Source organism: Methylotenera sp. G11 (genome assembly GCF_000799735.1).
GTDB lineage: Bacteria > Pseudomonadota > Gammaproteobacteria > Burkholderiales > Methylophilaceae > Methylotenera.
This window is the reverse complement of the sequence record NZ_JUHH01000001.1, coordinates 1,761,067-1,783,189: the sequence shown is the minus strand read 5'-3', so window position 1 is coordinate 1,783,189 and position 22,123 is coordinate 1,761,067. Positions and strand designations below refer to the sequence as shown.

The 22,123-nt window shown below is 50.3% G+C and carries 19 protein-coding genes, 2 tRNA genes and 1 rRNA gene; 18 read left to right on the top strand and 4 right to left on the bottom strand.

The window, feature by feature from the left end; all coding sequences use genetic code 11:
- Positions 1-248 precede the first annotated feature (248 nt).
- The 8 genes from GQ51_RS08265 (at position 249) to ubiA (ending at position 8,507) form a co-directional block, all read left to right on the top strand.
- Positions 249-1,115 (top strand): YicC/YloC family endoribonuclease, encoded by an 867-nt coding sequence (locus GQ51_RS08265; protein WP_047552016.1) that lies wholly within the window; start codon positions 249-251, stop codon positions 1,113-1,115.
- 114 nt (positions 1,116-1,229) lie between these two features.
- Positions 1,230-1,841: a guanylate kinase gene (gene gmk / locus GQ51_RS08260; protein ID WP_047552013.1), complete on the top strand. Its 612-nt coding sequence runs from the start codon at positions 1,230-1,232 to the stop codon at positions 1,839-1,841.
- 45 nt (positions 1,842-1,886) lie between these two features.
- Entirely contained in the window at positions 1,887-2,099 is a 213-nt protein-coding gene (gene rpoZ, locus GQ51_RS08255) for a DNA-directed RNA polymerase subunit omega (RefSeq protein ID WP_047552011.1), read from the top strand.
- Positions 2,100-2,155: 56 nt separating this feature from the next.
- Entirely contained in the window at positions 2,156-4,393 is a 2,238-nt protein-coding gene (locus GQ51_RS08250) for a RelA/SpoT family protein (RefSeq protein ID WP_047552009.1), read from the top strand.
- 46 nt (positions 4,394-4,439) lie between these two features.
- Positions 4,440-4,832: a RidA family protein gene (locus GQ51_RS08245; protein WP_047552007.1), complete on the top strand. Its 393-nt coding sequence runs from the start codon at positions 4,440-4,442 to the stop codon at positions 4,830-4,832.
- An 89-nt stretch (positions 4,833-4,921) separates the two neighbouring features.
- Positions 4,922-6,961, top strand: coding sequence for an ATP-dependent DNA helicase RecG (recG, locus tag GQ51_RS08240; protein ID WP_047552005.1), 2,040 nt, complete (start codon positions 4,922-4,924; stop codon positions 6,959-6,961).
- Between the two features lie 89 nt (positions 6,962-7,050).
- Positions 7,051-7,593 (top strand): chorismate--pyruvate lyase family protein, encoded by a 543-nt coding sequence (locus GQ51_RS08235; RefSeq protein ID WP_235276193.1) that lies wholly within the window; start codon positions 7,051-7,053, stop codon positions 7,591-7,593.
- 44 nt (positions 7,594-7,637) lie between these two features.
- On the top strand, positions 7,638-8,507 hold the full coding sequence (gene ubiA / locus GQ51_RS08230) for a 4-hydroxybenzoate octaprenyltransferase (RefSeq protein ID WP_047552001.1): 870 nt from the start codon (positions 7,638-7,640) through the stop codon (positions 8,505-8,507).
- A 29-nt stretch (positions 8,508-8,536) separates the two neighbouring features.
- Here ubiA and GQ51_RS08225 read toward each other — a convergent pair whose 3' ends face one another.
- Positions 8,537-10,657, bottom strand: a complete 2,121-nt coding sequence (locus GQ51_RS08225; RefSeq protein WP_047551999.1) for a type IV pilus assembly protein FimV — start codon at positions 10,655-10,657, stop codon at positions 8,537-8,539.
- Positions 10,658-10,978: 321 nt separating this feature from the next.
- Between GQ51_RS08225 and rplM the strand changes: the two genes are divergently transcribed.
- From rplM to erpA, 6 genes are all read left to right on the top strand, one after another.
- A complete protein-coding gene (gene rplM, locus GQ51_RS08220) occupies positions 10,979-11,407 on the top strand; it encodes a 50S ribosomal protein L13 (protein ID WP_047551997.1) in 429 nt (142 codons plus the stop codon).
- A 9-nt stretch (positions 11,408-11,416) separates the two neighbouring features.
- On the top strand, positions 11,417-11,809 hold the full coding sequence (rpsI, locus tag GQ51_RS08215; RefSeq protein ID WP_047551995.1) for a 30S ribosomal protein S9: 393 nt from the start codon (positions 11,417-11,419) through the stop codon (positions 11,807-11,809).
- Positions 11,810-11,931: 122 nt separating this feature from the next.
- The gene (argC, locus tag GQ51_RS08210) at positions 11,932-12,984 is read left to right on the top strand and encodes an N-acetyl-gamma-glutamyl-phosphate reductase (protein ID WP_047551993.1); all 1,053 of its coding nucleotides are present in this window, start codon (positions 11,932-11,934) and stop codon (positions 12,982-12,984) included.
- 8 nt (positions 12,985-12,992) lie between these two features.
- A complete protein-coding gene (locus GQ51_RS08205) occupies positions 12,993-13,361 on the top strand; it encodes a DUF6776 family protein (RefSeq protein WP_047551991.1) in 369 nt (122 codons plus the stop codon).
- A 52-nt stretch (positions 13,362-13,413) separates the two neighbouring features.
- Positions 13,414-13,791 carry a bactofilin family protein gene (locus tag GQ51_RS08200; protein ID WP_047551989.1) on the top strand — a complete coding sequence of 126 codons (378 nt, stop codon included), beginning with the start codon at positions 13,414-13,416 and terminating at the stop codon, positions 13,789-13,791.
- Between the two features lie 71 nt (positions 13,792-13,862).
- A complete protein-coding gene (erpA, locus tag GQ51_RS08195) occupies positions 13,863-14,228 on the top strand; it encodes an iron-sulfur cluster insertion protein ErpA (protein ID WP_047551987.1) in 366 nt (121 codons plus the stop codon).
- Between the two features lie 95 nt (positions 14,229-14,323).
- On the opposite strand, the gene gltA is transcribed toward erpA, so the two are convergent.
- From gltA to GQ51_RS08180, 3 genes are all read right to left on the bottom strand, one after another.
- Positions 14,324-15,622 (bottom strand): citrate synthase, encoded by a 1,299-nt coding sequence (gene gltA, locus GQ51_RS08190; protein ID WP_047551985.1) that lies wholly within the window; start codon positions 15,620-15,622, stop codon positions 14,324-14,326.
- Positions 15,623-15,700: 78 nt separating this feature from the next.
- Positions 15,701-16,801, bottom strand: coding sequence for an anhydro-N-acetylmuramic acid kinase (locus tag GQ51_RS08185; protein WP_047551983.1), 1,101 nt, complete (start codon positions 16,799-16,801; stop codon positions 15,701-15,703).
- 25 nt (positions 16,802-16,826) lie between these two features.
- Positions 16,827-18,182, bottom strand: a complete 1,356-nt coding sequence (locus tag GQ51_RS08180; RefSeq protein ID WP_047551981.1) for a M23 family metallopeptidase — start codon at positions 18,180-18,182, stop codon at positions 16,827-16,829.
- A gap of 105 nt (positions 18,183-18,287) precedes the next feature.
- Here GQ51_RS08180 and tyrS point away from each other — a divergent pair, with 105 nt between their 5' ends.
- From tyrS to GQ51_RS08160, 4 genes are all read left to right on the top strand, one after another.
- Entirely contained in the window at positions 18,288-19,487 is a 1,200-nt protein-coding gene (gene tyrS / locus GQ51_RS08175) for a tyrosine--tRNA ligase (protein ID WP_047551979.1), read from the top strand.
- 481 nt (positions 19,488-19,968) lie between these two features.
- A 16S ribosomal RNA gene (locus tag GQ51_RS08170) occupies positions 19,969-21,506 on the top strand.
- Between the two features lie 103 nt (positions 21,507-21,609).
- Positions 21,610-21,686: transfer RNA gene (locus tag GQ51_RS08165), tRNA-Ile, on the top strand.
- 15 nt (positions 21,687-21,701) lie between these two features.
- Positions 21,702-21,777: transfer RNA gene (locus tag GQ51_RS08160), tRNA-Ala, on the top strand.
- The last annotated feature ends 346 nt before the right edge of the window (positions 21,778-22,123 follow it).

Sequence of the window (22,123 nt, the reverse complement as noted above, 5' to 3'; positions counted from 1 at the left end):
ATCGATTGTTGATGAGTGTTTTTTTATAATCACTGGCTTGGCGTTCAAACTTCGATTCAATTAGCGCAATATAGCGCTTAATCGGCTGTAATTAAAGTTTTTTTGATGCGGTAGCAGCGGGAACTTCATCCGGATAGTGATTTTATAACAATCTTTCTGTTTTATTTTCGTATGGAGTAGCGAGTGTTTGGTAACATTGAACCCGGTTAAGAAAAACAGCATCAATTTGTTAGATTAGGAAAATTTAAATGACTTTTAGCATGACTGGCTTCGCTGCGCTGGAGCAGCCGGTAGAGGGAGCGACGCTTTTATTGGAACTGCGCGCCGTGAACAGCCGTTATCTGGATTTGCATTTTAAACTGGATGAATCCTTAAAGAGCTTCGAGCCGCAGATCAGGGAGCTGATTGCCGCGCAGTTAAGCCGCGGTAAGGTTGAATGTAAAATCAACCTGATTCAGCGTACCCAGTCGGCACAGGCACCGCAGCTTGATGAGCAGTTAATGCAGCAGCTGGCTGAAATGCAGGCAAAGACCCTGCAGTTTTTTCCGCAAAGCCGCGCCCTAAGTGTGGCGGATATCCTGCGCTGGCCTGGCGTAGTGCAGCATGAGGAACCGAGCCAGGAATCAATGGCAGACGATATCAGAACCCTGGTGTTGCAAGGCTTGCAGGACCTGACGGCGTCACGGGCGCGTGAAGGTGAAAAACTGAAAGCGCTGATTCTGGACAGGCTGGTGCAGATAGAAGCGCTGGTTACCAAAGTGAAGCCGCTGCTGCCGCAGCTCAATAAAGAGTATCAGGCCAGGCTGGAGCAGAAATTGCAGGAAACGATCAAAACCGTAGATCATGAGCGCATCGCACAGGAGCTGGTACTGTTCGCACAGCGCATTGATGTGGATGAGGAGTTAAGCCGTCTCACTGCGCATGTTTCGGAAGTAAAGCGCATCCTGAATGCCGATGCGCCTGCCGGCAAGCGCCTGGATTTCCTGATGCAGGAACTGAATCGTGAGGCCAATACCCTGGGCTCCAAGTCAGTATCCGTGCAGACAACGCAGGTATCCATGGAGCTGAAGGTGTTGATTGAGCAGATGCGCGAGCAGATCCAGAATATTGAGTAGGCACCGGCCATCAGGCATTACGGTAGATTTTGATAAATGAATTCTTTGCAAAGCTAAGCTGATGGTTTATTGTGAGTTTTTAGCGCTATGCAAATTTAGATCGGTATTATTGATATGACGTCAGGCAATCTTTTTATTATTTCAGCACCTTCAGGCGCGGGCAAAACCAGCCTGATCAAGGCTCTGCTTGCTGAAGACAGGAACGTAACACTTTCGATTTCGCACACGACACGCAAACCCAGGCCGGGAGAGGCGAGTGGTGTGGATTACCACTTTGTAGACGAGCCTACGTTCATGCTCATGCTGGGCGAGGCACAGTTTCTTGAAAGCGCACATGTGCATGGCGCGCGCTACGGCACATCGCAATGTGCGGTGGACGCCCCGCTGAAAGCCGGGCAAGACGTGATTCTTGAGATCGACTGGCAGGGGGCACAGCAGGTGCGGCACCTGTATCCTGATGCCATCAGCATATTCGTGCTGCCGCCATCCATCGAAACACTGGAGCAGCGCCTGAACAGCAGGGGGCAGGACAGTCAGGAAACCATTTCCAGGCGGGTTGCCGCTGCGCGCGAGGAAATGAGCCACGTAGGGGAGTTCGATTATGTTACAATTAACCATTATTTTGAAGAAGCGCTGCAGGATATCCGTGCAGTCATTCGTTCACGCCGGCTGATAGCCGCCAAACAGTTGCAGCGCTATGCTGCACTAATTGAGACACTCACTTAATTCGCTCGTTAAGCGTTTTAATTAAACAAATAGGAATAGATCAATATGGCACGTATTACAGTAGATGATTGCTTGGAAAAAATCCCTAACCGTTTTGAACTGACATTGGTTGCCGCCTACCGCGCGCGTCAGCTGCATAACGGTTCAGAGCCGCTGGTCAATGTGCAGAACACGCGTGATAAATCCACGGTGATCGCATTGCGTGAAATTGCTGCCGGCAAGGTAGGGGTTGAAGTTCTGGGACGCATACACGCTTAACATGCCGGTGCGCTGTTAACCTCAGCAAGCCAAATAACCGTTCCGTAGTGAATGCCATGCCAAAAGCCGCACAAAACCTTAAAGCGGAAATATCAAAATCAAGTCCGGCTCCCTTGCTGCCTGCGGACAGTGAGGGCTCAGCCTTAAGCATACGTCTCAAGCAGTATTTCAAACCCCAGGATATTGAGCTGGTATTTGAAGGCTATCGCTACGCCGACAAGGCGCATGAAGGTGTAGTGCGCAAGACCGGTGAGCCTTATATTACGCATCCGGTGTCAGTGGCCTGCATACTGGCTGACCTGCACATGGATGTGCCTACGATCCTGGCGGCGCTGCTGCACGATGTGGTGGAAGATACATCAATCACTACGCTCGATATCAAAGAGAAATTCGGCCTGCAGGTTGCCGAGCTTGTAGATGGCGTGACCAAGCTCGACAAGATCGAGTTCCAGAGCGCCAGCGAAGCGCAGGCAGAGAATTTCCGCAAAATGCTGCTCGCCATGTCGCAGGATGTGCGGGTGATACTGGTCAAGCTGGCTGACCGCCTGCATAACATGCAGACGCTGGAAGCCATGCGGCCGGAAAAGCAGAGGCTGATCGCTAAGGAAACCCTGGATATTTATGCGCCGATTGCGAACCGGCTTGGCCTGAACTCGGTTTACCAGGCGCTTGAAGATTTAAGTTTCCAGTATCTGCATCCGATGCGCTACAGCGCGATTTCCAAAGCGGTCATGGCGGCACGCGGCAACCGCAAGGAAGTCATCAGCAAGGTGCTGGAGTCCATCCAGCACCAGCTTAAAGTGTTCCATGTGGATGCAGAAGTCACCGGGCGCGAAAAGCATCTCTACAGCATTTACAGAAAAATGACGCGGCAGGCAACGCCGTTTTCACAGGTCTATGACATCTATGGATTTCGAGTCATCGTGAAAGATCTGCCCGGCTGCTATCTGGCACTGGGGGCGCTGCATGCGCTGTACAAGCCTATTCCCAGCAAGTTCAAGGATTATATTGCCATACCCAAGGCCAACGGCTATCAGTCCCTGCATACCACGCTGCTGGGGCCGTTTGGCACACCGATCGAAGTGCAGATCCGCAGCGCTGAAATGCACAATATTGCAGATGCGGGTGTGGCTGCGCACTGGCTGTATAAATCAAGCGATGCGCAATTGACGGTATTGCAGCAGCAGACGCACCAGTGGCTGCAGCGCCTGCTGGATATCCAGAACGAAAGTTCCGACTCGCTGGATTTCCTGGAGCACCTTAAAATCGACCTGTTTCCGGACGAGGTCTATGTATTTACGCCCAAGGGCAGTATCCTGGCATTGCCGAAGCGTGCCACAGCGGTTGATTTTGCTTATGCGGTGCATTCCGATATCGGTAACAGCTGCGTTGCGGTACGTATCAACCATGAACTGGCGCCGCTGCGTACCGAGCTGAAGAACGGTGACCATGTCGAGATCATTACCGGCTCGCTTGCCAAGCCGAACCCAGCCTGGCTGAATTATGTGGTGACCGGCCGGGCACGTGCGCATATACGGCACTTCCTTAAATCCCAGCGTTCCAGCGAAGCGGCGCAAATCGGCGAGCGCCTGTTGAACCAGGCTTTGCGGGCACTGCATGTGGATCCCAAGCAGATTTCCGATGAGAACTGGTTAAAACTGATGCGTGATTACGGTGTCATTACAAAATCAGAGATCCTGTCAGAGATCGGCCTCGGCAAGCGCCAGAATGTCATGGTGGCCCATCAGCTGGTTGCCACCACGGACGGCCACCTGGAGAAACATACCAAGCTGCCGGCAAAAGCGCTGGATACGATCACCGTGCGCGGCACCGAGGGCATGGCCGTGATGTTCGCGCCTTGCTGCCATCCGATTCCGGGCGACCCGATCCTGGGCTTTATCAACAAAGATAAAGGCCTGGTGATTCATACCCATGATTGCCCGAGCGTACGCAAATTCAAACTCGACCCCGATAAGTGGCTGGATGTAGAGTGGGAGCCGGAAAACACGCGCCTGTTCAAGACCAACCTTAACCTGACCGTGGCCAACCAGCCGGGCATGCTGGCAAAAATCGCTGCAGGCATTGCGGATGCAGGTTCAAATATCGATAGCGTCAGTGTAGAAGAGGCGGACGGCAGCGCTTATGCAAACCTGTATTTCACCGTGCAGGTGAAAAATCGTGTGCATCTGGCGGACCTGATGCGCGGCTTGCGTAAAATACCTGACGTGGTGCGCATCAATCGCACCAAAGGCAATATCAGCACCAAGGCCACAGCCAACAAGGCCAGTGCCTAGCAATTCATTTGCAATAACTCATTTTCAACCAAGTAATCACTTAATTATGACGACTCAATCAAATTCAAAACAGATCATTCAGACCCAAGGCGCACCGGCTGCCATCGGCACCTATTCACAGGCGGTTAAGGTAGGCAACACCGTGTATTTGTCAGGCCAGATCGGTCTTGATCCGGCTAGCATGCAATTGGTGGAGGGGATCGAAGCGCAGGTGCATCGCGTGTTCACAAACCTTAAAGCCGTTGCGGAAGCGGCTGGCGGCAACCTGGGCGATGTGGTGAAACTGAATATCTTTTTAACCGATCTATCACATTTTGCCCTCGTGAACACGATCATGGCAGAGTACTTCAGCCAGCCTTACCCGGCGCGTGCCGCGGTAGGTGTGGCTTCATTGCCGCGCGGCGCATTGGTTGAAGCGGATGGCGTAATTGTTTTGTAATTTCATCAGCAGCTTGTGCGGTTAAGCGTAGTTTTTAACATCGCTGCTAACTTCATCCCATATGTTCTGGCTGAAAGTCTTTATTTAGAATGCGTGAGCTGACTGAAATCAAGGCTTTCAGCAAGCCCCTCATCACCAACCTGGCCAAGCTGGGTATTTCCAGTGTGCATGCGCTGCTGCTGCATTTGCCGCTGCGCTACATCGATGAAACACGCATCACCGCCATACGTGACCTGCGTGCCGGTGATGCCGCGCAGGTGGAGGGTGAGATTATCCATGCCGAGGTTGCCTATAAACCGCGCAAAGCACTGATCGCTAAATTGGAAGACATGAGCGGTCAGCTGACTTTGCGCTTCCTGAATTTTTACCCCAGCCAGATCGCAGCACTTAAAGTGGGCGCCAAGCTGCGCGTTTACGGTGAAGTGCGCAGCGGTTTTTTCGGATACGAGATGGTGCATCCCAGCACTAAAGCTGTCGGCCTGAAAACCGAGGTGGCAGAGACGCTGACGCCGGTTTATCCCACTGTGGCCGGGCTGACGCAGCCAAGCCTGCGCAAGGCCATCGGCATTGCGCTCGCGCAGAATTGCATGCAGGAAACATTGCCAGCCAGGCTATACCGGGACATGCGCCTGCCGGCCTTTGCGGATAGTCTGCGCGCATTGCACAATCCGCCGCCGGATTCTGTTTTGCAGGCCTTGGAAAACAAGGAAAGTCCTTACTGGCGCCGGCTGGCTTTCGATGAGCTGCTCGCGCAGCAGCTTTCCATGCGTAAGCATTATGCACGGCGCCGCAGCGTAAGTGCGCCACAGTTCAGCCGTTCCAGGCTGTTAGTCTCGGCATTGTTAAAATCGTTGCCGTTCGCATTGACGCAGGCGCAGCAGAAAGTCGCCCTGGAAATTGAGCAGGATCTGACGCAGCCGCACCCGATGCAAAGGCTGTTGCAGGGCGATGTCGGCAGCGGCAAAACCATCGTGGCCTGCATGGCCGCATTGCAGAGCATAGAGAATAACTGGCAGGTCGCGTTCATGGCGCCAACCGAGATCCTGGCAGAACAGCATTACCGGAAGATGCTGGGTTGGCTGACGCCGCTGAATATACAAATCACCTGGCTGACAGGCAGCCAGACCAAAAAAGAACGTGAAGCGGCACTGGCGGGGATTGCCGATGGCAGTGCGCAGTTCGTGGTCGGCACGCATGCCTTGTTTCAGGATGCGGTCAGGTTCAGGAACCTGGGTCTGGCTATCATTGATGAGCAGCATCGCTTTGGTGTGCACCAGCGTCTGGCATTGCGGCAGAAGGGGCAGCCGGAGCCGCATCAGCTCATGATGAGTGCAACGCCGATACCGCGCACGCTATCCATGAGTTATTACGCGGATCTGGACGTATCCGTGATTGATGAACTGCCGCCGGGGCGCTCGCCTATCGTGACCAAATTAATTTCCGATAGCAGGCGTGATGAAATATTGCAGCGTGTGCGCGAGGCTTGTCTGCAAGGCAATCAGGCATACTGGGTGTGCCCTTTGATCGAGGAGTCCGAGGCCTTGCAGCTGGCTACCGCCAACGATACTTTTGCCTTGATGCAGAATGAATTTCCGGAACTGAAGATAGGGCTGGTGCATGGGCGCATGAAGCCGGCAGAAAAGCAGGCAGTCATGGCGGCGTTCAGTGCGGGTGAATTGCAGCTGCTGGTGGCAACCACGGTGATCGAGGTCGGTGTCGATGTACCGAATGCCAGCCTGATGGTGATCGAGCATGCCGAGCGCATGGGCTTGTCGCAGCTGCATCAGCTTCGTGGACGCGTAGGCCGCGGTGCGGCAAAAAGCACGTGTATCCTGCTGTACCAGAATAAGCTTTCAGAAACCGCGCGGGCACGGCTCAAGGTGATTTATGAGAGTAATGATGGCTTTGCGATCGCGCAGGCCGATCTGCATATAAGAGGCCCCGGAGAGCTGTTGGGGGTGCGTCAGAGTGGCGTGCCCATGCTCAGGATCGCTGATCTGGAACGGGATGCCGATCTGCTGGAAGCGGCTAAATCTGTAGCGGATGGTTTGTTGGAAAAGCATCCGCAGCAAGTGGAAGCGCATCTTGATCGATGGATGAGCAGTGCGGGTGACCTGGTCAAGGTTTAACGCGGCATGGCACAGCCGGATTGGTGCCGATGTGAAAACAGGGCGCCTGCAGGCATGTAAGCCAGGCGATGCTATGCGATAATTCCATTGTGAAAATCAATCAAATATTCTCTCATAGTCGGCAACGCTGGCTTAACCTGCCGTTGGCAAGCCATCAATACCATCGCTGGCTCATAGAAAGGGGCTCGTTGACGGCCAGGCTTCAGCAAAGATACCCTGATTTCCATGTTAAGCCGGTCTGTGTCAGGTACCGTAAACCGGCGTTTGAAGAAGCTGCCTTGCTGCATATGACCGCCAATGACAGTGCGCAGGTTCGCCAAGTGCTCTTGTATGGAAATGGCAGGCCGGTTGTGTTCGCACACAGCGTTTTGCCGCGCAGAAGCCTGCAAGGTGAATGGCGAAGCCTGGGCAGGTTAGGCAATAAGCCGCTGGGAGCCGTTCTGTTTGCAAGTCCCAAGGTAAAGCGTACACCTTTGCGTTATAAAAAACTGACAGCGACCCATGCCTTATACCGGGAGGCCATACGCCATGTGGCGGGTAGGCCGGAGTATTTGTGGGCGCGCCGCTCTATATTCAGTTTGAACTGCGCTAGTATTATGGTCACCGAGGTTTTCCTGCCGGGCCTGGAGTGAGTTTTGAACGGACCCGCTGTTAATGTTTGATACCGATTAATTGAATGCGATTGACTGCTGTGAGAAAAAAATTTGATGTCTACATCCGCTTAACGCGGCTGGATAAGCCTATCGGTATTCTGCTGCTGCTGTGGCCGACGCTGTGGGCGTTGCTGATCGCAGGAAACGGCAGGCCGGACTGGTTTGTGGTTGGGCTGTTTATTTTAGGCACGGTGCTGATGCGCAGTGCCGGCTGCGTCATGAACGATATTGCCGACCAGAAATTTGACGGCGATGTCGAGCGTACACAATACCGGCCGCTGCCTAATCGTGAAGCCAGCAGGAAAGAGGCTTATTTGTTAGCTGCCGCGCTAAGCCTGGTGGCTTTTGGCTTGGTGAGCCTGCTGAATCCGCTCACCGTCAAGCTGTCGGTCGCGGCATTATTCCTGGCAATCACCTATCCGTTGACCAAGCGCTTTTTTGCAATGCCGCAGGCTTACCTGGGGGTCGCCTTCGGTTTCGGTATTCCAATGGCTTTTGCCGCCATCCATAATGATGTGCCGGTAGTTGCCTGGCTGCTGCTGCTGGCAAATGTGTTCTGGGCGATTGCTTACGATACCGAGTACGCCATGGTGGATCGTGAAGATGATTTGAAAATCGGCATCAGATCTTCCGCAATCACTTTCGGGCGTTATGACATTATCGCAGTGATGATGTGCTATGCGGCGACGCTCTTGCTGCTGGCTGTTGCCGGGGCATATCTGGAAATGAGCGCTTATTATTATGCAGGGCTGTTAGCCGCATCCTGCGTCGCTATCTATCACTATTTCCTGATTAAAGGCCGCGATAGAAAAAATTGCTTTAAGGCTTTTTTAGGCAATAACTGGTTTGGGCTGTTTGTCTTTTGCGGCGTGGTATTCAATTACCAGGCTTAATGACTGTCGGCTGCATCGTGTTCGATAGCTCAGTTTTCATCTGTTAGAACCCAATCAATCAGGTTGGAGTCTTTCACAATCCTTTTTGGCTGTTTGCCGTCGGTTACGGTTGCCGTGCTTTCCTGGGTGTCGGCGGCCGCCTTGATATGCTGTGAAAAATCAATCTCGGGTGCTTCCAAAATCCGTTTGGCCTCCGGTAATTGATCGGAGGTTTCAAAGCCAGCCTGCGCGGCAGCTTCGGGCGCTGTATCGGCGTTTGTTGTTTCAGCGGGTGGGTATTGAGTGGTTTCACTTGCAAAGTCTAACGTCGGGAAGGCCTGTGCTGATGGCGTGGTTTGCGGGAGTGCGTCATACCAGTTTGCCGGCAGTTCCTCCGCTGTGGTTTCGTAAACATTCATCATGGGACCAGTCATAAAGCCGGCTACGGCCTGCGATGGCGCAGCAGGGGATTCTGTATTGCCGGGCTTGGGGTTGCCGCCATTCGTATTAACGGCTGCCGGCTTGGCTGTTTCATCTGTAGCGGTTGGAGTGTTATTAAGGGTCTCGGCAATTTGCCTTAACATGAACAGCTGTTCAAATATCTCTGGTTCAAAGCCTTCTTCCGGCTGCGATTCACTGTTGTAGATCAGGTCATCAAGCAATTCCACGGCAGCAGCAGAGCCCCATGCCGTTTCGAGCTCTTTGGTGATGTATGGAAAGTCTTCTATAGTGGCGGTGCCGGTTTTCCTTGCTTCAGCAAAACCCGGCATATGGATGCGATAGTAACGACTACACTCTGCAACAGTTTGCGTGTAGTCGGTTTCGGAGCCATGTGCAGCAATCAGTGACAGCAGCTTAAGCCAGATTTTAGGTGACTCCGAAGGGTGGTCGTCAAGATGGTCCTGCAGGAGGTGAATCGCCAGGCCGGAGCGCCCGTATTCAATCAGCACATCCACGCTTTCCAGAATATCTTCATGATTGCCGTTGATGGAGGTCGCCAGTGCAGCGTTTGCAGGCTGCGTACTAAACCCCGATGCGATGTCAAAGCCTGGGCTTTCATCAAAGGCATCATTAAAGCCTGCATTTCTTGTGTCGCCGGCAGGTGTCGTGGCCGTATCGGTAACGTTGTCGGTCGCGTCCGCGGAATCACGGTTATCAAACCAGCTAAGTGCGGATTTTACCTTGCGTGCATGTACCAGCTGGCGACGCAGCCATGCGGCGGATGCCAGCAATGCAAACAGCGCAATCAAGCCAGCCGTGATCCGCAGTGTCTTTGTGGATTCTTGCAATTTTTTTTCGGCATTGGCGGCATCGGCTTCAAGTTTCTCGTTTTTGTCCTGCAGGCTGATGATCTGCGTTTTTAAAAGCGCCAGGCGATTATCCATCGCTGTGATTTCATCTATCACATCCGTTGAGCTTGGTGGCAGCGTGTTTTCTGCACGCGACAGATTAAGCCTGGTTTCGAGCTTCAGGCCGAGTTTCGGGAGCGTCAGGTCTTGTCCTGATGGCAGGAGCTGTCCTGACGGAGGGTGGCCGCCTGAAATGCTGAGATATGGCCTGGATTTGACTTCGACTTGATTGCCGGACTTGTCTGCCGCTTGGGGTTGGCCGGTGTAAGTTGCCGTCAACTTTTTATCCAGGCTGGACGATGAGGCCGTTTTAGGGGATTTTTTCTTCTTTTTGTTGATGGTCCCATTTGCAGCATAAAGTGCGGATGCTGGCATGTTCGTATTGTTTGCAGCTTGCGTTGGTTCTGTTTTGGCGTCAGCATCTTTGGCATCAACGCCCCTGGCGTTAGTGTCATTCAGCAGCGGCGGGTCCAGTAGCACGACATAATCCCGATGTATGTTCGGTTCGCAATGGTGGACAACGCGCAGGTTAATGATGGGCTCAGTGATTGCTTGCGGGCTTTTGATGGTGAGTTGATAGCCGCTGGCCTGATGTTTAATGGCAAGCGAGGCTTTAGTGAAGGCTGGTGGGGAATTGGCGTCGGTTATTGAAAAACAGCTGATATCTGGCGATTTTTCGACATCAGTAATATTGATCTGGGCAATTAAAGGTTCTCCCAGGCTCGATGTGACGATGGCATCGTTCAAACCAAATGCCTGGCCCAGGTTGCAATAGGCCGGCAATAAAAATAAGGAAAATCGCAGAATGTTTTTTATTTTCAATTGGTAAGCTAATTTCTTGGTAAAATTTCTTAATGGTATTATTATCAGTCAGCGAGCATCCCGGCTGATTGTTCAAGCCTTGTCAGTGCAGGAACAAGCATGATTTATACCAGTTGTATTATACGGTGTGGAAACATCGGTTATACTGCTGTAACACAATGATTTACATTGCATTACAATTTGCCGCAGCGGGTTTCTTGCTGGCAAGCGATGCTTTGTTAGAAAAAAACGCATGTTTAGGCATAATTGTATTTGACAGGGTGTATTGTTTCGGAATAAAATCCGCCTCTTAATTTTTTTAGCTCAAGTATTGGTAACACGATGAAAACCTTTTCAGCAAAGTCACATGAAGTGAAGCGCGACTGGTTTGTGGTTGATGCCACAGACCTAGTGTTAGGCCGTTTGGCTAGCGCAGTTGCACACCGTTTGCGCGGCAAACATAAAGCCATTTACACACCTCACGTAGATACAGGTGATTACATTGTCGTGATTAACGCCGACAAATTAAAAGTAACTGGCAATAAAGCAGAGGGTAAGCTGTACCACAGGCACTCTGGTTATCCAGGTGGTATCACCACCACAACATTCTCTAAAATGCAGGACCGTTTCCCAGGTCGCGCTTTGGAAAAAGCAGTTAAAGGCATGTTGCCTAAAGGTCCTTTAGGTTATGCAATGATCAAAAAAATGAAGGTATATGCTGGTAGTGAGCATGACCATGCGGCGCAACAACCGCAACCATTGACCATCTAAGGATAAAAAATGATCGGTAAATACAATTATGGTACAGGTCGCCGCAAAAGCTCAGTGGCACGTGTATTCTTAAAAGCTGGTAAAGGCAACATCGTAGTTAACGACAAACCGGTTGACGAGTACTTCTCACGCGTGACTTCACGCATGATTCTGCGTCAGCCATTAGAGTTAACCAACAACACAGCAAGCTTTGACATCATGGTTAACGTAATCGGCGGTGGCGAATCTGGCCAGGCTGGTGCAGTTCGCCACGGTATCACGCGCGCTTTGATCGACTACGATGCGGCTTTGAAAAGTGCATTATCAAACGCAGGCTTCGTAACACGTGACGCACGTGAAGTTGAGCGTAAAAAAGTTGGTTTACGTAAAGCACGTCGCCGTAAACAATTCTCTAAACGCTAATACGTTAAACGCTATTTGGCGGTTGGAATTAGAAAAGGTCGCTCTGGCGACCTTTTTTATTTTATTGGATGAAAAAGATAGTAGGCTTATAATCCTTAGAATGACATTGATGCATAAACAATATGGCAAGTAATAAAATTAAAGTAGGTATCGTCGGCGGTACCGGGTACACCGGTGTTGAATTGCTGCGTCTTCTGGCAATACACCCTGATGTAGAGTTAACTGCAATTACCTCGCGGGGTGAGGCCGGCATGCCGGTGGCGGACATGTTTCCCAGCCTGCGCGGTTATGTAGACCTGGCTTTCACTGACCCGGCTACTTCAAACCTGAATGCATGTGATGTGGTATTTTTTGCTACGCCGCATGGTGTTGCCATGAGCCAGGCGCAGGCTTTGCTGGCGGCGGGCGTCAAGGTCATTGACCTGGCGGCGGATTTTCGTTTGCAGGATACGGCAGTTTTTGAAAAATGGTACAAAATGCCGCACAGCTGCCCGGATATTTTAAGTCATGCGGTATATGGCATCCCTGAGCTGAATCGTGAGCAGATTAAATCGGCACAGGTGATCGGTAATCCTGGCTGCTATCCGACGACGGTGCTGCTCGGTCTTGCGCCATTGCTGGAGCAGGGACTGGTTGATTTCTCCGCACCGATTATTGCAGATTCCAAATCCGGCGTTTCCGGGGCGGGCAGAAAGGCGGAAGTAGCAACACTGTTTGCCGAATCCAGCGACAGCATGAAAGCCTATGGTGTTGCGGGCCATCGCCATCACCCTGAAATCCATGCACAGCTGACGCAGTTGGCGAAGGTTGACCTGCAGTTTATTTTTGTGCCGCATTTAATACCGATGATTCGCGGCATGCTGTCTACGATTTACGTTAAACTGGCGCCACAGGCAAAGGATATGGATTTGCAGGCCTTGTACGAGGGGCGCTACCGGCATGAACGTTTCGTGGATGTAATGCCGGCAGGAAGCCTGCCTGAAACCCGCTCGGTGCGTGGCTCTAACCAGATCCGTATTGCATTGCACAAGCAGGCAGAGGCTGGTTATTTAACCCTGGTTGTCGTTCAGGATAACCTGGTGAAGGGTGCTGCCGGACAGGCTGTCCAGAATATGAACATTATGTTTGGGCTGCCGGAGGCTACAGGTCTGCAAGTTGTGCCGCTATTGCCTTAAGTATCTGAATGAAGCCGGTTAGACGACGCATCAGACGACATTTCGGCTTAACGGCAAAACAGGTGGCCGTGCGTTCAAAGCGGCCCTGGTATTTTCAATGGGGCATCACGGTTTTATATGTCGTGTTTGGATATGGGATTGCTTACTGGCAATTTGCCGGTGCTGAAGATGTGCATCAAAAGTTAAGGCAGACAGCACTTGAAAATCAGACCTTGCATACCAAGATTATACAAGTCGAGCGTCAGTTGCAGATTGAGCAGGCAGCGCAAACCAATCTTGCACAGCAATTAAATAAAGTGCAGGATGAAAATATGCATATCAAGCAGGATTTGGTATTTTATAAAAATATAACAAATGCCAAAAGGCTGGCAAAGTAGTTTGCTCAATTGAATTTACCGGCAGTCAGGCGGTAGACTGAAAGGAACCAGTGTGTTTTTTAAAAAGAGTAATCGGGTACAGAATACGATTGACACATTAATTGGTGTAGATACACGCATTGAAGGTAACGTGCATTTTTCAGGCGGCCTGCGTATAGATGGAACCGTGTTGGGTGCCATCACTGAACCAAATGATGCGCCCAGCACACTAATACTTAGTGAACATGGACGGGTTGAGGGTGCGATTACGGCTTCTAAAGTTGTGGTTAATGGCGCTGTGGTTGGCCCGGTTAAGGCAAATCAATTTATAGAACTGCAAACCAAGGCACGTATCACCGGTGATGTATATTACAACTCGTTAGAGATGCACACCGGTGCGGTAATCGAGGGTAAGCTGGTTTATTTAGGCGAGCAGGCAGAAAAAGTATAGCGTGACATGGGTCTTGAGCGTTTGAAGGGCCATGTAATAACAGGATTGTTTTTAAAATATAGGAGTACGTGATGAGTACAGTTACAGATGTTCAGGAATTAGAGATTCCTTCGCCTTTGGTTTTTACCGATAATGCGGCCAAAAAAGTTAAAGAGCTGATTGAGGAAGAGGGTTCACCAGACCTCAAGTTACGCGTGTTTGTGAGTGGCGGCGGTTGTTCAGGTTTCCAGTATGGCTTCACTTTTGAAGAAGAGGTGAATGAGGATGACACGCAAGTGCAGAAAGATACAGTGACGCTGCTGATCGATCCAATGAGCCTGCAATACCTGATGGGTGCAGAGATCGATTACCAGGACAGTCTGCAGGGTTCGCAATTTGTGATTCGTAACCCTAATGCGCAAACTACCTGTGGTTGCGGTTCATCTTTTTCTGTTTAACTGAATTAGCCGTTAAAAGAATGTCGCAAGAGTCGTAGTATGTAAAAAGCCGGGCAGTGACCCGGCTTTTTTTATGATGCAGATTTGCCTGTCAGTTAACGCTTGCTCACTGGCATAACAGTACGCCTTGCTGCGCCGGTGTATAGCTGACGCGGGCGCCCGATCTTGGCTTCCGGGTCTGAGTGCATTTCTGACCACTGTGCAATCCAGCCGGCCGTTCTTGCCAGCGCAAAAATCGCCGTGAACATACTGTTGGGGATTCCCATTGCGCGCATCACGATGCCGCTGTAAAAATCCACATTCGGGTAAAGTTTTCTTGATACGAAGTACTCGTCTTCCAGCGCGATTTTCTCAAGTTCCATCGCAAGCTTAAACATCGGGTCATCATTCAGTCCAAGCTCATTGAGTACTTCATGGCAGGTCTTGCGCATAATGGCTGCCCGCGGGTCCATGTTGCGGTATACACGATGGCCGAACCCCATTAAACGGAAGTTGTCCGTTTTATCTTTTGCACGTTTGAGGTATTCGCCGATACGTGAAATATCGCCTATTTCTTCCAGCATATTGAGTGTCGCTTCGTTCGCGCCGCCATGTGCCGGTCCCCAGAGCGACGCAATGCCTGCGGAAATGCAGGCGAACGGATTCGCACCGCTGGAGCCCACAAGGCGCACAGTAGACGTGGATGCGTTCTGTTCATGGTCTGCATGCAGAATCAGGATGCGGTCAAATGCCTTGGCCAGAATCGGATTGGGTTCATATTTTTCGCATGGTGTTGCAAACATCATATGCATAAAGTTTTCTGCATAGTTCAGATGGTTCTGCGGGTACATGAATGGCTGGCCGAGGTTGTATTTGTAGCTCCAGGCTGCAATGGTCGGTACTTTGGCCAATAAACGGTGTGCGGATAATTCGCGATGCTTGGCTTCGCGGATGTCCATAGAATCGAAGTAGAATGCTGAAAGCGAACCCACAACGCCGACCATGACTGCCATCGGATGTGCGTCGCGCCTGAAGCCCCGGAAAATATTATTGAGCTGGTCATGCAGCATTGAACTGCCGCTGATGGTTGCGATAAACTCCTGTTTCTCAGTGGCATTGGGTAGTTCGCCATGCATCAATAAGTAGGCTACTTCTAAATAATCACAGTGCTCAGCAAGTTCTTCTATCGGGTAACCGCGGTAGTACAGCAGGCCGTTCTCGCCATCAATGAAAGTGATGCTGGAATTGCAGGCAGCGGTGGACATGAAGCCGGGGTCATAGGTGAAAATGTCATGTTTGCCTAAAGCACGGATATCAATGACATCATTGCCCAGGCTGCCGGAAAGTACCGGCAGTTCAATGGGTGCCGCCCCGTTATCAAAACTGATCGTTGCTTTGGTTGGTTTGTTATTCATAGCATTTCTACTGTAATAATTATCATCTGTCACGATTATACTTTAATTGGTACGCGATCATGAACGGCGAGCGCATTTTTAGGCCTGGTATATCGCCCCGAGAATGCGCGTACCGCTCGCGCCTGTGACTTGCGTCAGATTGGCGGTCTGTTTGTGCAGGCACTGCTTGGCCAGCCACGCAAACGCAATCGCCTCCGCCCAATCTATACCGATGCCTAATGCGTCAATGTTCGTAACTTTTACCTTGCCGAGCAGAGATTGCAGATGCCGGGTCAGTAACAGGTTCCTGGCACCGCCGCCGCATAAAAATATTTCATCAGCTGTACCGCAATGCGTTTCAAGCGCATTATGAATAGAGTGGGCTGTCAGGGCGACTAATGTATGAGCAACGTCGTTAGGCCGATAATCTGTATGATGCAAGTGCTTATTCAGCCAATTGCTATTGAATAAGTCGCGGCCGGTGCTTTTGGGCGGTGTCAGTGAGAAATAAGCATCTGTGAGCATGTCGGCTAATAGCGGGGCAATAATACTGCCTGAACTTGCCCAGTCGCCATTGGCATCAAAATCCCGGTTCAGGTGCTGCTTGGTCCATGCATCCAGCAGCATATTGCCGGGGCCTGAGTCAAAACCGAATGTTTCGCCATCATGTGCAAGATAGGTAATATTGGCAATGCCGCCGATATTAATAATGGCACGGTTATGGTTGCGGTCGGCAAACACAGCCTGGTGAAAAGCGGGTACCAGCGGGGCACCTTGGCCACCTGCGGCGATGTCGCGGCTTCTGAAGTCCGATATTACCGTAATGCCGGTCAGCTCAGCCAGGAGTGCGGCATTCCCGATTTGCATGGTAAATCCCAGCTCGGGCCTGTGCCGTATGGTTTGGCCATGGCAGCCGATTGCGGCAATGGCATCGGGTTTCACTTTGGCTTCGCTCAGCAGCCCGATCACAGCATCCGCATAAAGCCTGGCCAGCGTGTTGGCAATAAGGGCGCTGGTTTCCAGTTCATTTTCGGTAGGGTGCTGCAGCGCCAGAATATCTGCGCGCAGGGATGCGGGGTAACTGAGGAAGTAGGTATGTAAAACGTGCAGTTGCTGATGTTTTTTGAACTCAACCAGTGCAGCATCAACGCCATCGAGGCTGGTGCCCGACATCAGCCCGATGAAAAGCTCGCCAGCCATTATGATGTTTCCGTTGATTGAAGGGTTATTCCAGTGCCGCGATGTTGCTTGTGCTAAGCAGCCTGAGTTGAGCAGTCATCTGATTGCTGATACTGTCGAATTCCGGTTTATTGCGGGCTTCGATTGCATTGGCTTTCGGCAATGCAACCTTCATCGGATCGTAATGTTTGCCATTCAGCAGGAATTCATAATGCAGGTGCGGACCGGTTGCAGTGCCTGTCATACCGACAAATCCAATAATTTCACCTTGCGCTACTTTCGCGCCGCGCCGTAACCCTGCAGCAAAACGTGAAAGGTGTCCGTAAACGGTGCTTACACCATTATTATGTTTAAGTACGATGACATTGCCGTAACCACCCTTAACCCCTACAAAATCAACGACAGCATCTCCGGATGCCTTGATTCGGGTTCCGGTAGGTGCAGCCATGTCGACCCCTTTGTGCGCGCGCATTCTTTGCAGGACTGGGTGGAACCTTGCAACGCTGAAACCGGAACTTACGCGAGTGAATTCCAGGGGTGAGCGTAAAAAGGATTTATGCAGGCTTTTGCCTTCAGGAGTGTAATACTGCATCTGGTTATCCTGGCCGCGATAACCTACGGCACGGAAGGTCTTGCCATTGTTTACAAATTCAGCCGCAAGCACGTTGCCGGTCTTGAGTAACTCACCCTGGTAATAGCTGCCTTCATAAATGACGTTAAAACGGTCACCGCGTCTTAAATCCGTATGGAAGTCGATTTCACTTTCAAAAATATCGGCAAGTTGAATGGCGACATGGTCGGGGATGTTGGCAGCATCTGTTGCACCAAATAAAGAACTGCTGATGTTTGCTGATTTTAGGATAGGCCGTACTTCAAGTTGCAGAAGCTGCTTCTCGGCCTGGTATCCGTCAGTGGTTTTGTGAATGGCGATGTATTGGTCAGCATTTAATTGATATTCAAAGCTGACTAAATTGCCGTCTATATCCGTTTCGGCTTCAATTTGCTTGCCAGGTATCAGTGATTTTGCAATTTCAGCGGCGGTTTGGTCATTGCGAATGAAATCATAAGCATCTCGATTGCGGATATTGAGGCGTGACAATATGCTTTGCAGGGTATCGTCTCGGCGTACAAAATCTTTATACCAGAAACTCTGTGCTGCGCTGCCAGCTGCGTCAGCAGTCTCTGCAATGGGTAAGTTTATTTCTTCGAGCACCGTTTCGGTTGCGATGCTGCCGGTTAATGTCTGAGGTGCAATACCAAATGCAGCATAGATGCCAAACAAAGGTAAGCAGGAAATCGCTAAAATCCAGCGTAATTTGAGCTTGCGTTCAGCTTTACGGATGTTTTGCGCTAAAATAGGCGTTTGGGTTGAATTGTTTTGATTGAGCTCGTTAATATCCACGGGCTTGCTTTCGAAATTTTGATACGGCCACAAATACTAACAGAAAACTCAACTAAAACAAGTAAATGAGCTGTAAAAAATTTAATAGTTTAAAGGTGTAACAACGTGAATATAGACATTAACCAGCAGCTTGCAATCATCAAGCGCGGCGCCGATGAGCTTCTAATTGAGGCTGACCTGGTAGAAAAGCTGAAACAAGGTAAGCCGCTTAGGATTAAGGCCGGTTTTGACCCTACTGCACCTGATTTGCACTTGGGGCATACCGTGTTGATTAATAAGCTGCGCCAGTTTCAGGATCTGGGTCATCAGGTTTTGTTCCTGATCGGTGATTTTACCGGCATGATTGGTGACCCGACCGGAAAAAGCACCACACGACCACCACTGACGGCAGAGCAGGTGCAGGAAAACGCCCAAACCTATACGGCGCAAGTATTTAAGATTTTGAAGCCAGAGCAAACAGAGGTAGTGTTTAACTCAAAGTGGCTAACGGAGCTTGGTGCGGCGGGCATGTTAAAACTCGCTGCCAGTCACACGGTTGCCAGGATGCTGGAACGCGATGACTTTACCAAAAGATATAAAGCCAATCAGCCAATCGCCATTCATGAGTTTTTGTATCCGCTCTTGCAAGGCTATGACTCCGTGGCGCTGCAAGCCGATCTGGAGTTGGGCGGCACGGATCAGAAATTTAACCTGCTCATGGGGCGAGAGTTGCAGAAGCAGGCTGGCCAAAGTCAGCAGTGCGTATTGACTATGCCCTTGCTCGAAGGTCTGGATGGCGTCAATAAAATGTCCAAATCATTGGGTAACTATATAGGTATTGCAGAAGCACCTGAAGTGATCTTTGCAAAGATCATGTCCGTTTCAGATGAATTGATGTGGCGTTATATAGAGTTGCTGTCGTTCGAGACATTGGAAACCATTGCCAAATGGAAAGTTGATGTAGCGGCCGGGGCTAACCCGCGTGATATTAAAGTGCATTTTGCACAAGAGATTGTTGCGCGCTTCCATAGCCGGGCCGATGCAGAAAAAGCGCTGGCTGATTTCCAGACGCGTTCAAAAGGCGGAATCCCTGATGATGTGCCTGAGGTTTCAGTCACTATAGAGAGCGACACTATAGGTATAGCGCAGCTGTTGAAACTTGCTGGCCTGGTTGCGAGTACATCGGAAGCATTCAGGTCCATAGAGCAGGGTGGCATTAAACTGGATGGCGAAAAGGTTTCCGATAAGGCATTAACCCTCAATAAAGGTGTTAGCGTAGTAGCGCAGGTTGGCAAGCGTAAATTCGCAAATGTAACAATTATGTAACAGATTAGAAATAGGGGTTGACCAAAGTTAAAAGCGCTGTAAAATGCGCGCCTTCGCTGACGAAACAAGTGAGTGAAGGGAAGTAAAAAGGCGTTAAGAAGTACGGTTAATTTTAATTAAGAAATAATTCGAAATTAAGGTTGACGAGCTCGGAAAGCTCTGTATAATGCGCACCTCGTTAACGCAAAGCGTAACGCGGATTGAAATAAAAAGCTCTTTAACAATATAACAACTGATAAGTGTGGGTGCTTGTGAACTAGGCAGCTGACCTGATCGCTACGGGATTTATCCGGTAGTTTGGTATCAGGATCAGACCTCAGAAAATACAAGTGCTTACACTTAAATTTATGACAAGTATGTACATGTGCTTTTATAGCAACACATACCTTGAAATGAATTTGAGTCACCGGCCTTTAAATAGGCTGGTAAAGCAAAAGCGAAATACCACCTCGCAAGAGGAAAAAAGTAATAGTTGTGAATTAAACTGAAGAGTTTGATCATGGCTCAGATTGAACGCTGGCGGAATGCTTTACACATGCAAGTCGAACGGCAGCACGGACTTCGGTCTGGTGGCGAGTGGCGAACGGGTGAGTAACATATCGGAACGTATCCAATAATGGGGGATAACTAATCGAAAGGTTGGCTAATACCGCATACGCCCTACGGGGGAAAGCTAGGGACCTTCGGGCCTGGCGTTAATGGAGCGGCCGATATCTGATTAGCTAGTTGGTGAGGTAAAGGCTCACCAAGGCGACGATCAGTAGCTGGTCTGAGAGGACGACCAGCCACACTGGAACTGAGACACGGTCCAGACTCCTACGGGAGGCAGCAGTGGGGAATTTTGGACAATGGGCGCAAGCCTGATCCAGCCATTCCGCGTGAGTGAAGAAGGCCTTCGGGTTGTAAAGCTCTTTCGCAAGGGAAGAAAACTTACCCTCTAACATAGGGTGAGGTTGACGGTACCTTGATAAGAAGCACCGGCTAACTACGTGCCAGCAGCCGCGGTAATACGTAGGGTGCGAGCGTTAATCGGAATTACTGGGCGTAAAGCGTGCGCAGGCGGTTTTGTAAGTCAGATGTGAAATCCCCGAGCTCAACTTGGGAACTGCGTTTGAAACTACAAGACTAGAATATGTCAGAGGGGGGTAGAATTCCACGTGTAGCAGTGAAATGCGTAGAGATGTGGAGGAATACCAATGGCGAAGGCAGCCCCCTGGGATAATATTGACGCTCATGCACGAAAGCGTGGGGAGCAAACAGGATTAGATACCCTGGTAGTCCACGCCCTAAACGATGTCTACTAGTTGTTGGTGGAGTAAAATCCATGAGTAACGCAGCTAACGCGTGAAGTAGACCGCCTGGGGAGTACGGTCGCAAGATTAAAACTCAAATGAATTGACGGGGGCCCGCACAAGCGGTGGATTATGTGGATTAATTCGATGCAACGCGAAAAACCTTACCTGGCCTTGACATGTAACGAACTTTCCAGAGATGGATTGGTGCTCGAAAGAGAACGTTAACACAGGTGCTGCATGGCTGTCGTCAGCTCGTGTCGTGAGATGTTGGGTTAAGTCCCGCAACGAGCGCAACCCTTGCCATTAATTGCCATCATTTAGTTGGGCACTTTAATGGGACTGCCGGTGACAAACCGGAGGAAGGTGGGGATGACGTCAAGTCCTCATGGCCCTTATGGCCAGGGCTTCACACGTAATACAATGGTCGGTACAGAGGGTTGCCAACCCGCGAGGGGGAGCCAATCCCAGAAAGCCGATCGTAGTCCGGATTGTAGTCTGCAACTCGACTACATGAAGTCGGAATCGCTAGTAATCGCGGATCAGCATGTCGCGGTGAATACGTTCCCGGGCCTTGTACACACCGCCCGTCACACCATGGGAGTGGGTTTTACCAGAAGTAGGTAGTCTAACCGCAAGGAGGACGCTTACCACGGTAGTATTCATGACTGGGGTGAAGTCGTAACAAGGTAGCCGTATCGGAAGGTGCGGCTGGATCACCTCCTTTCTAGAGACGACCGAATTTGCAAGCATTCACACTTATCAGTTGTTAGAAGTCAGCAGCATCAATGATTGACCAAACATTGGCGGAAACGCTAAGTAAACCTTGAGGGTCTGTAGCTCAGCTGGTTAGAGCACCGTCTTGATAAGGCGGGGGTCGATGGTTCGAGTCCATCCAGACCCACCAGATTCACCTGAAAATGGGGGATTAGCTCAGCTGGGAGAGCACCTGCTTTGCAAGCAGGGGGTCAACGGTTCGATCCCGTTATCCTCCACCAAGTATTGATGTTGTATGTAAGAAATTAGAAGTAAGTGTTCGCTTGAATATTTACTTCTGGTTTTTAACTAGACTGTTCTTTAACAAAATGGAAGAAGTAAAGAGAATGCACACTGTGTGATGACAGTGATGTATTCAAAATGGGCAATATATCTTAGTCGGATATATTGAATGATTGCAAAATCGAAACATTTGCTTCGTTAAGTCTCAATACTGCAGCAATGCGGTATTCAGAAATAATGAAACAAATAAACCATCTTAATCTGTACAACCTTGCAGATTAAGAAAAGTTGCTTTAGAAAGCCTATGACGGGTGTCTCATGCACCATGAAAACTGGATAATTAAA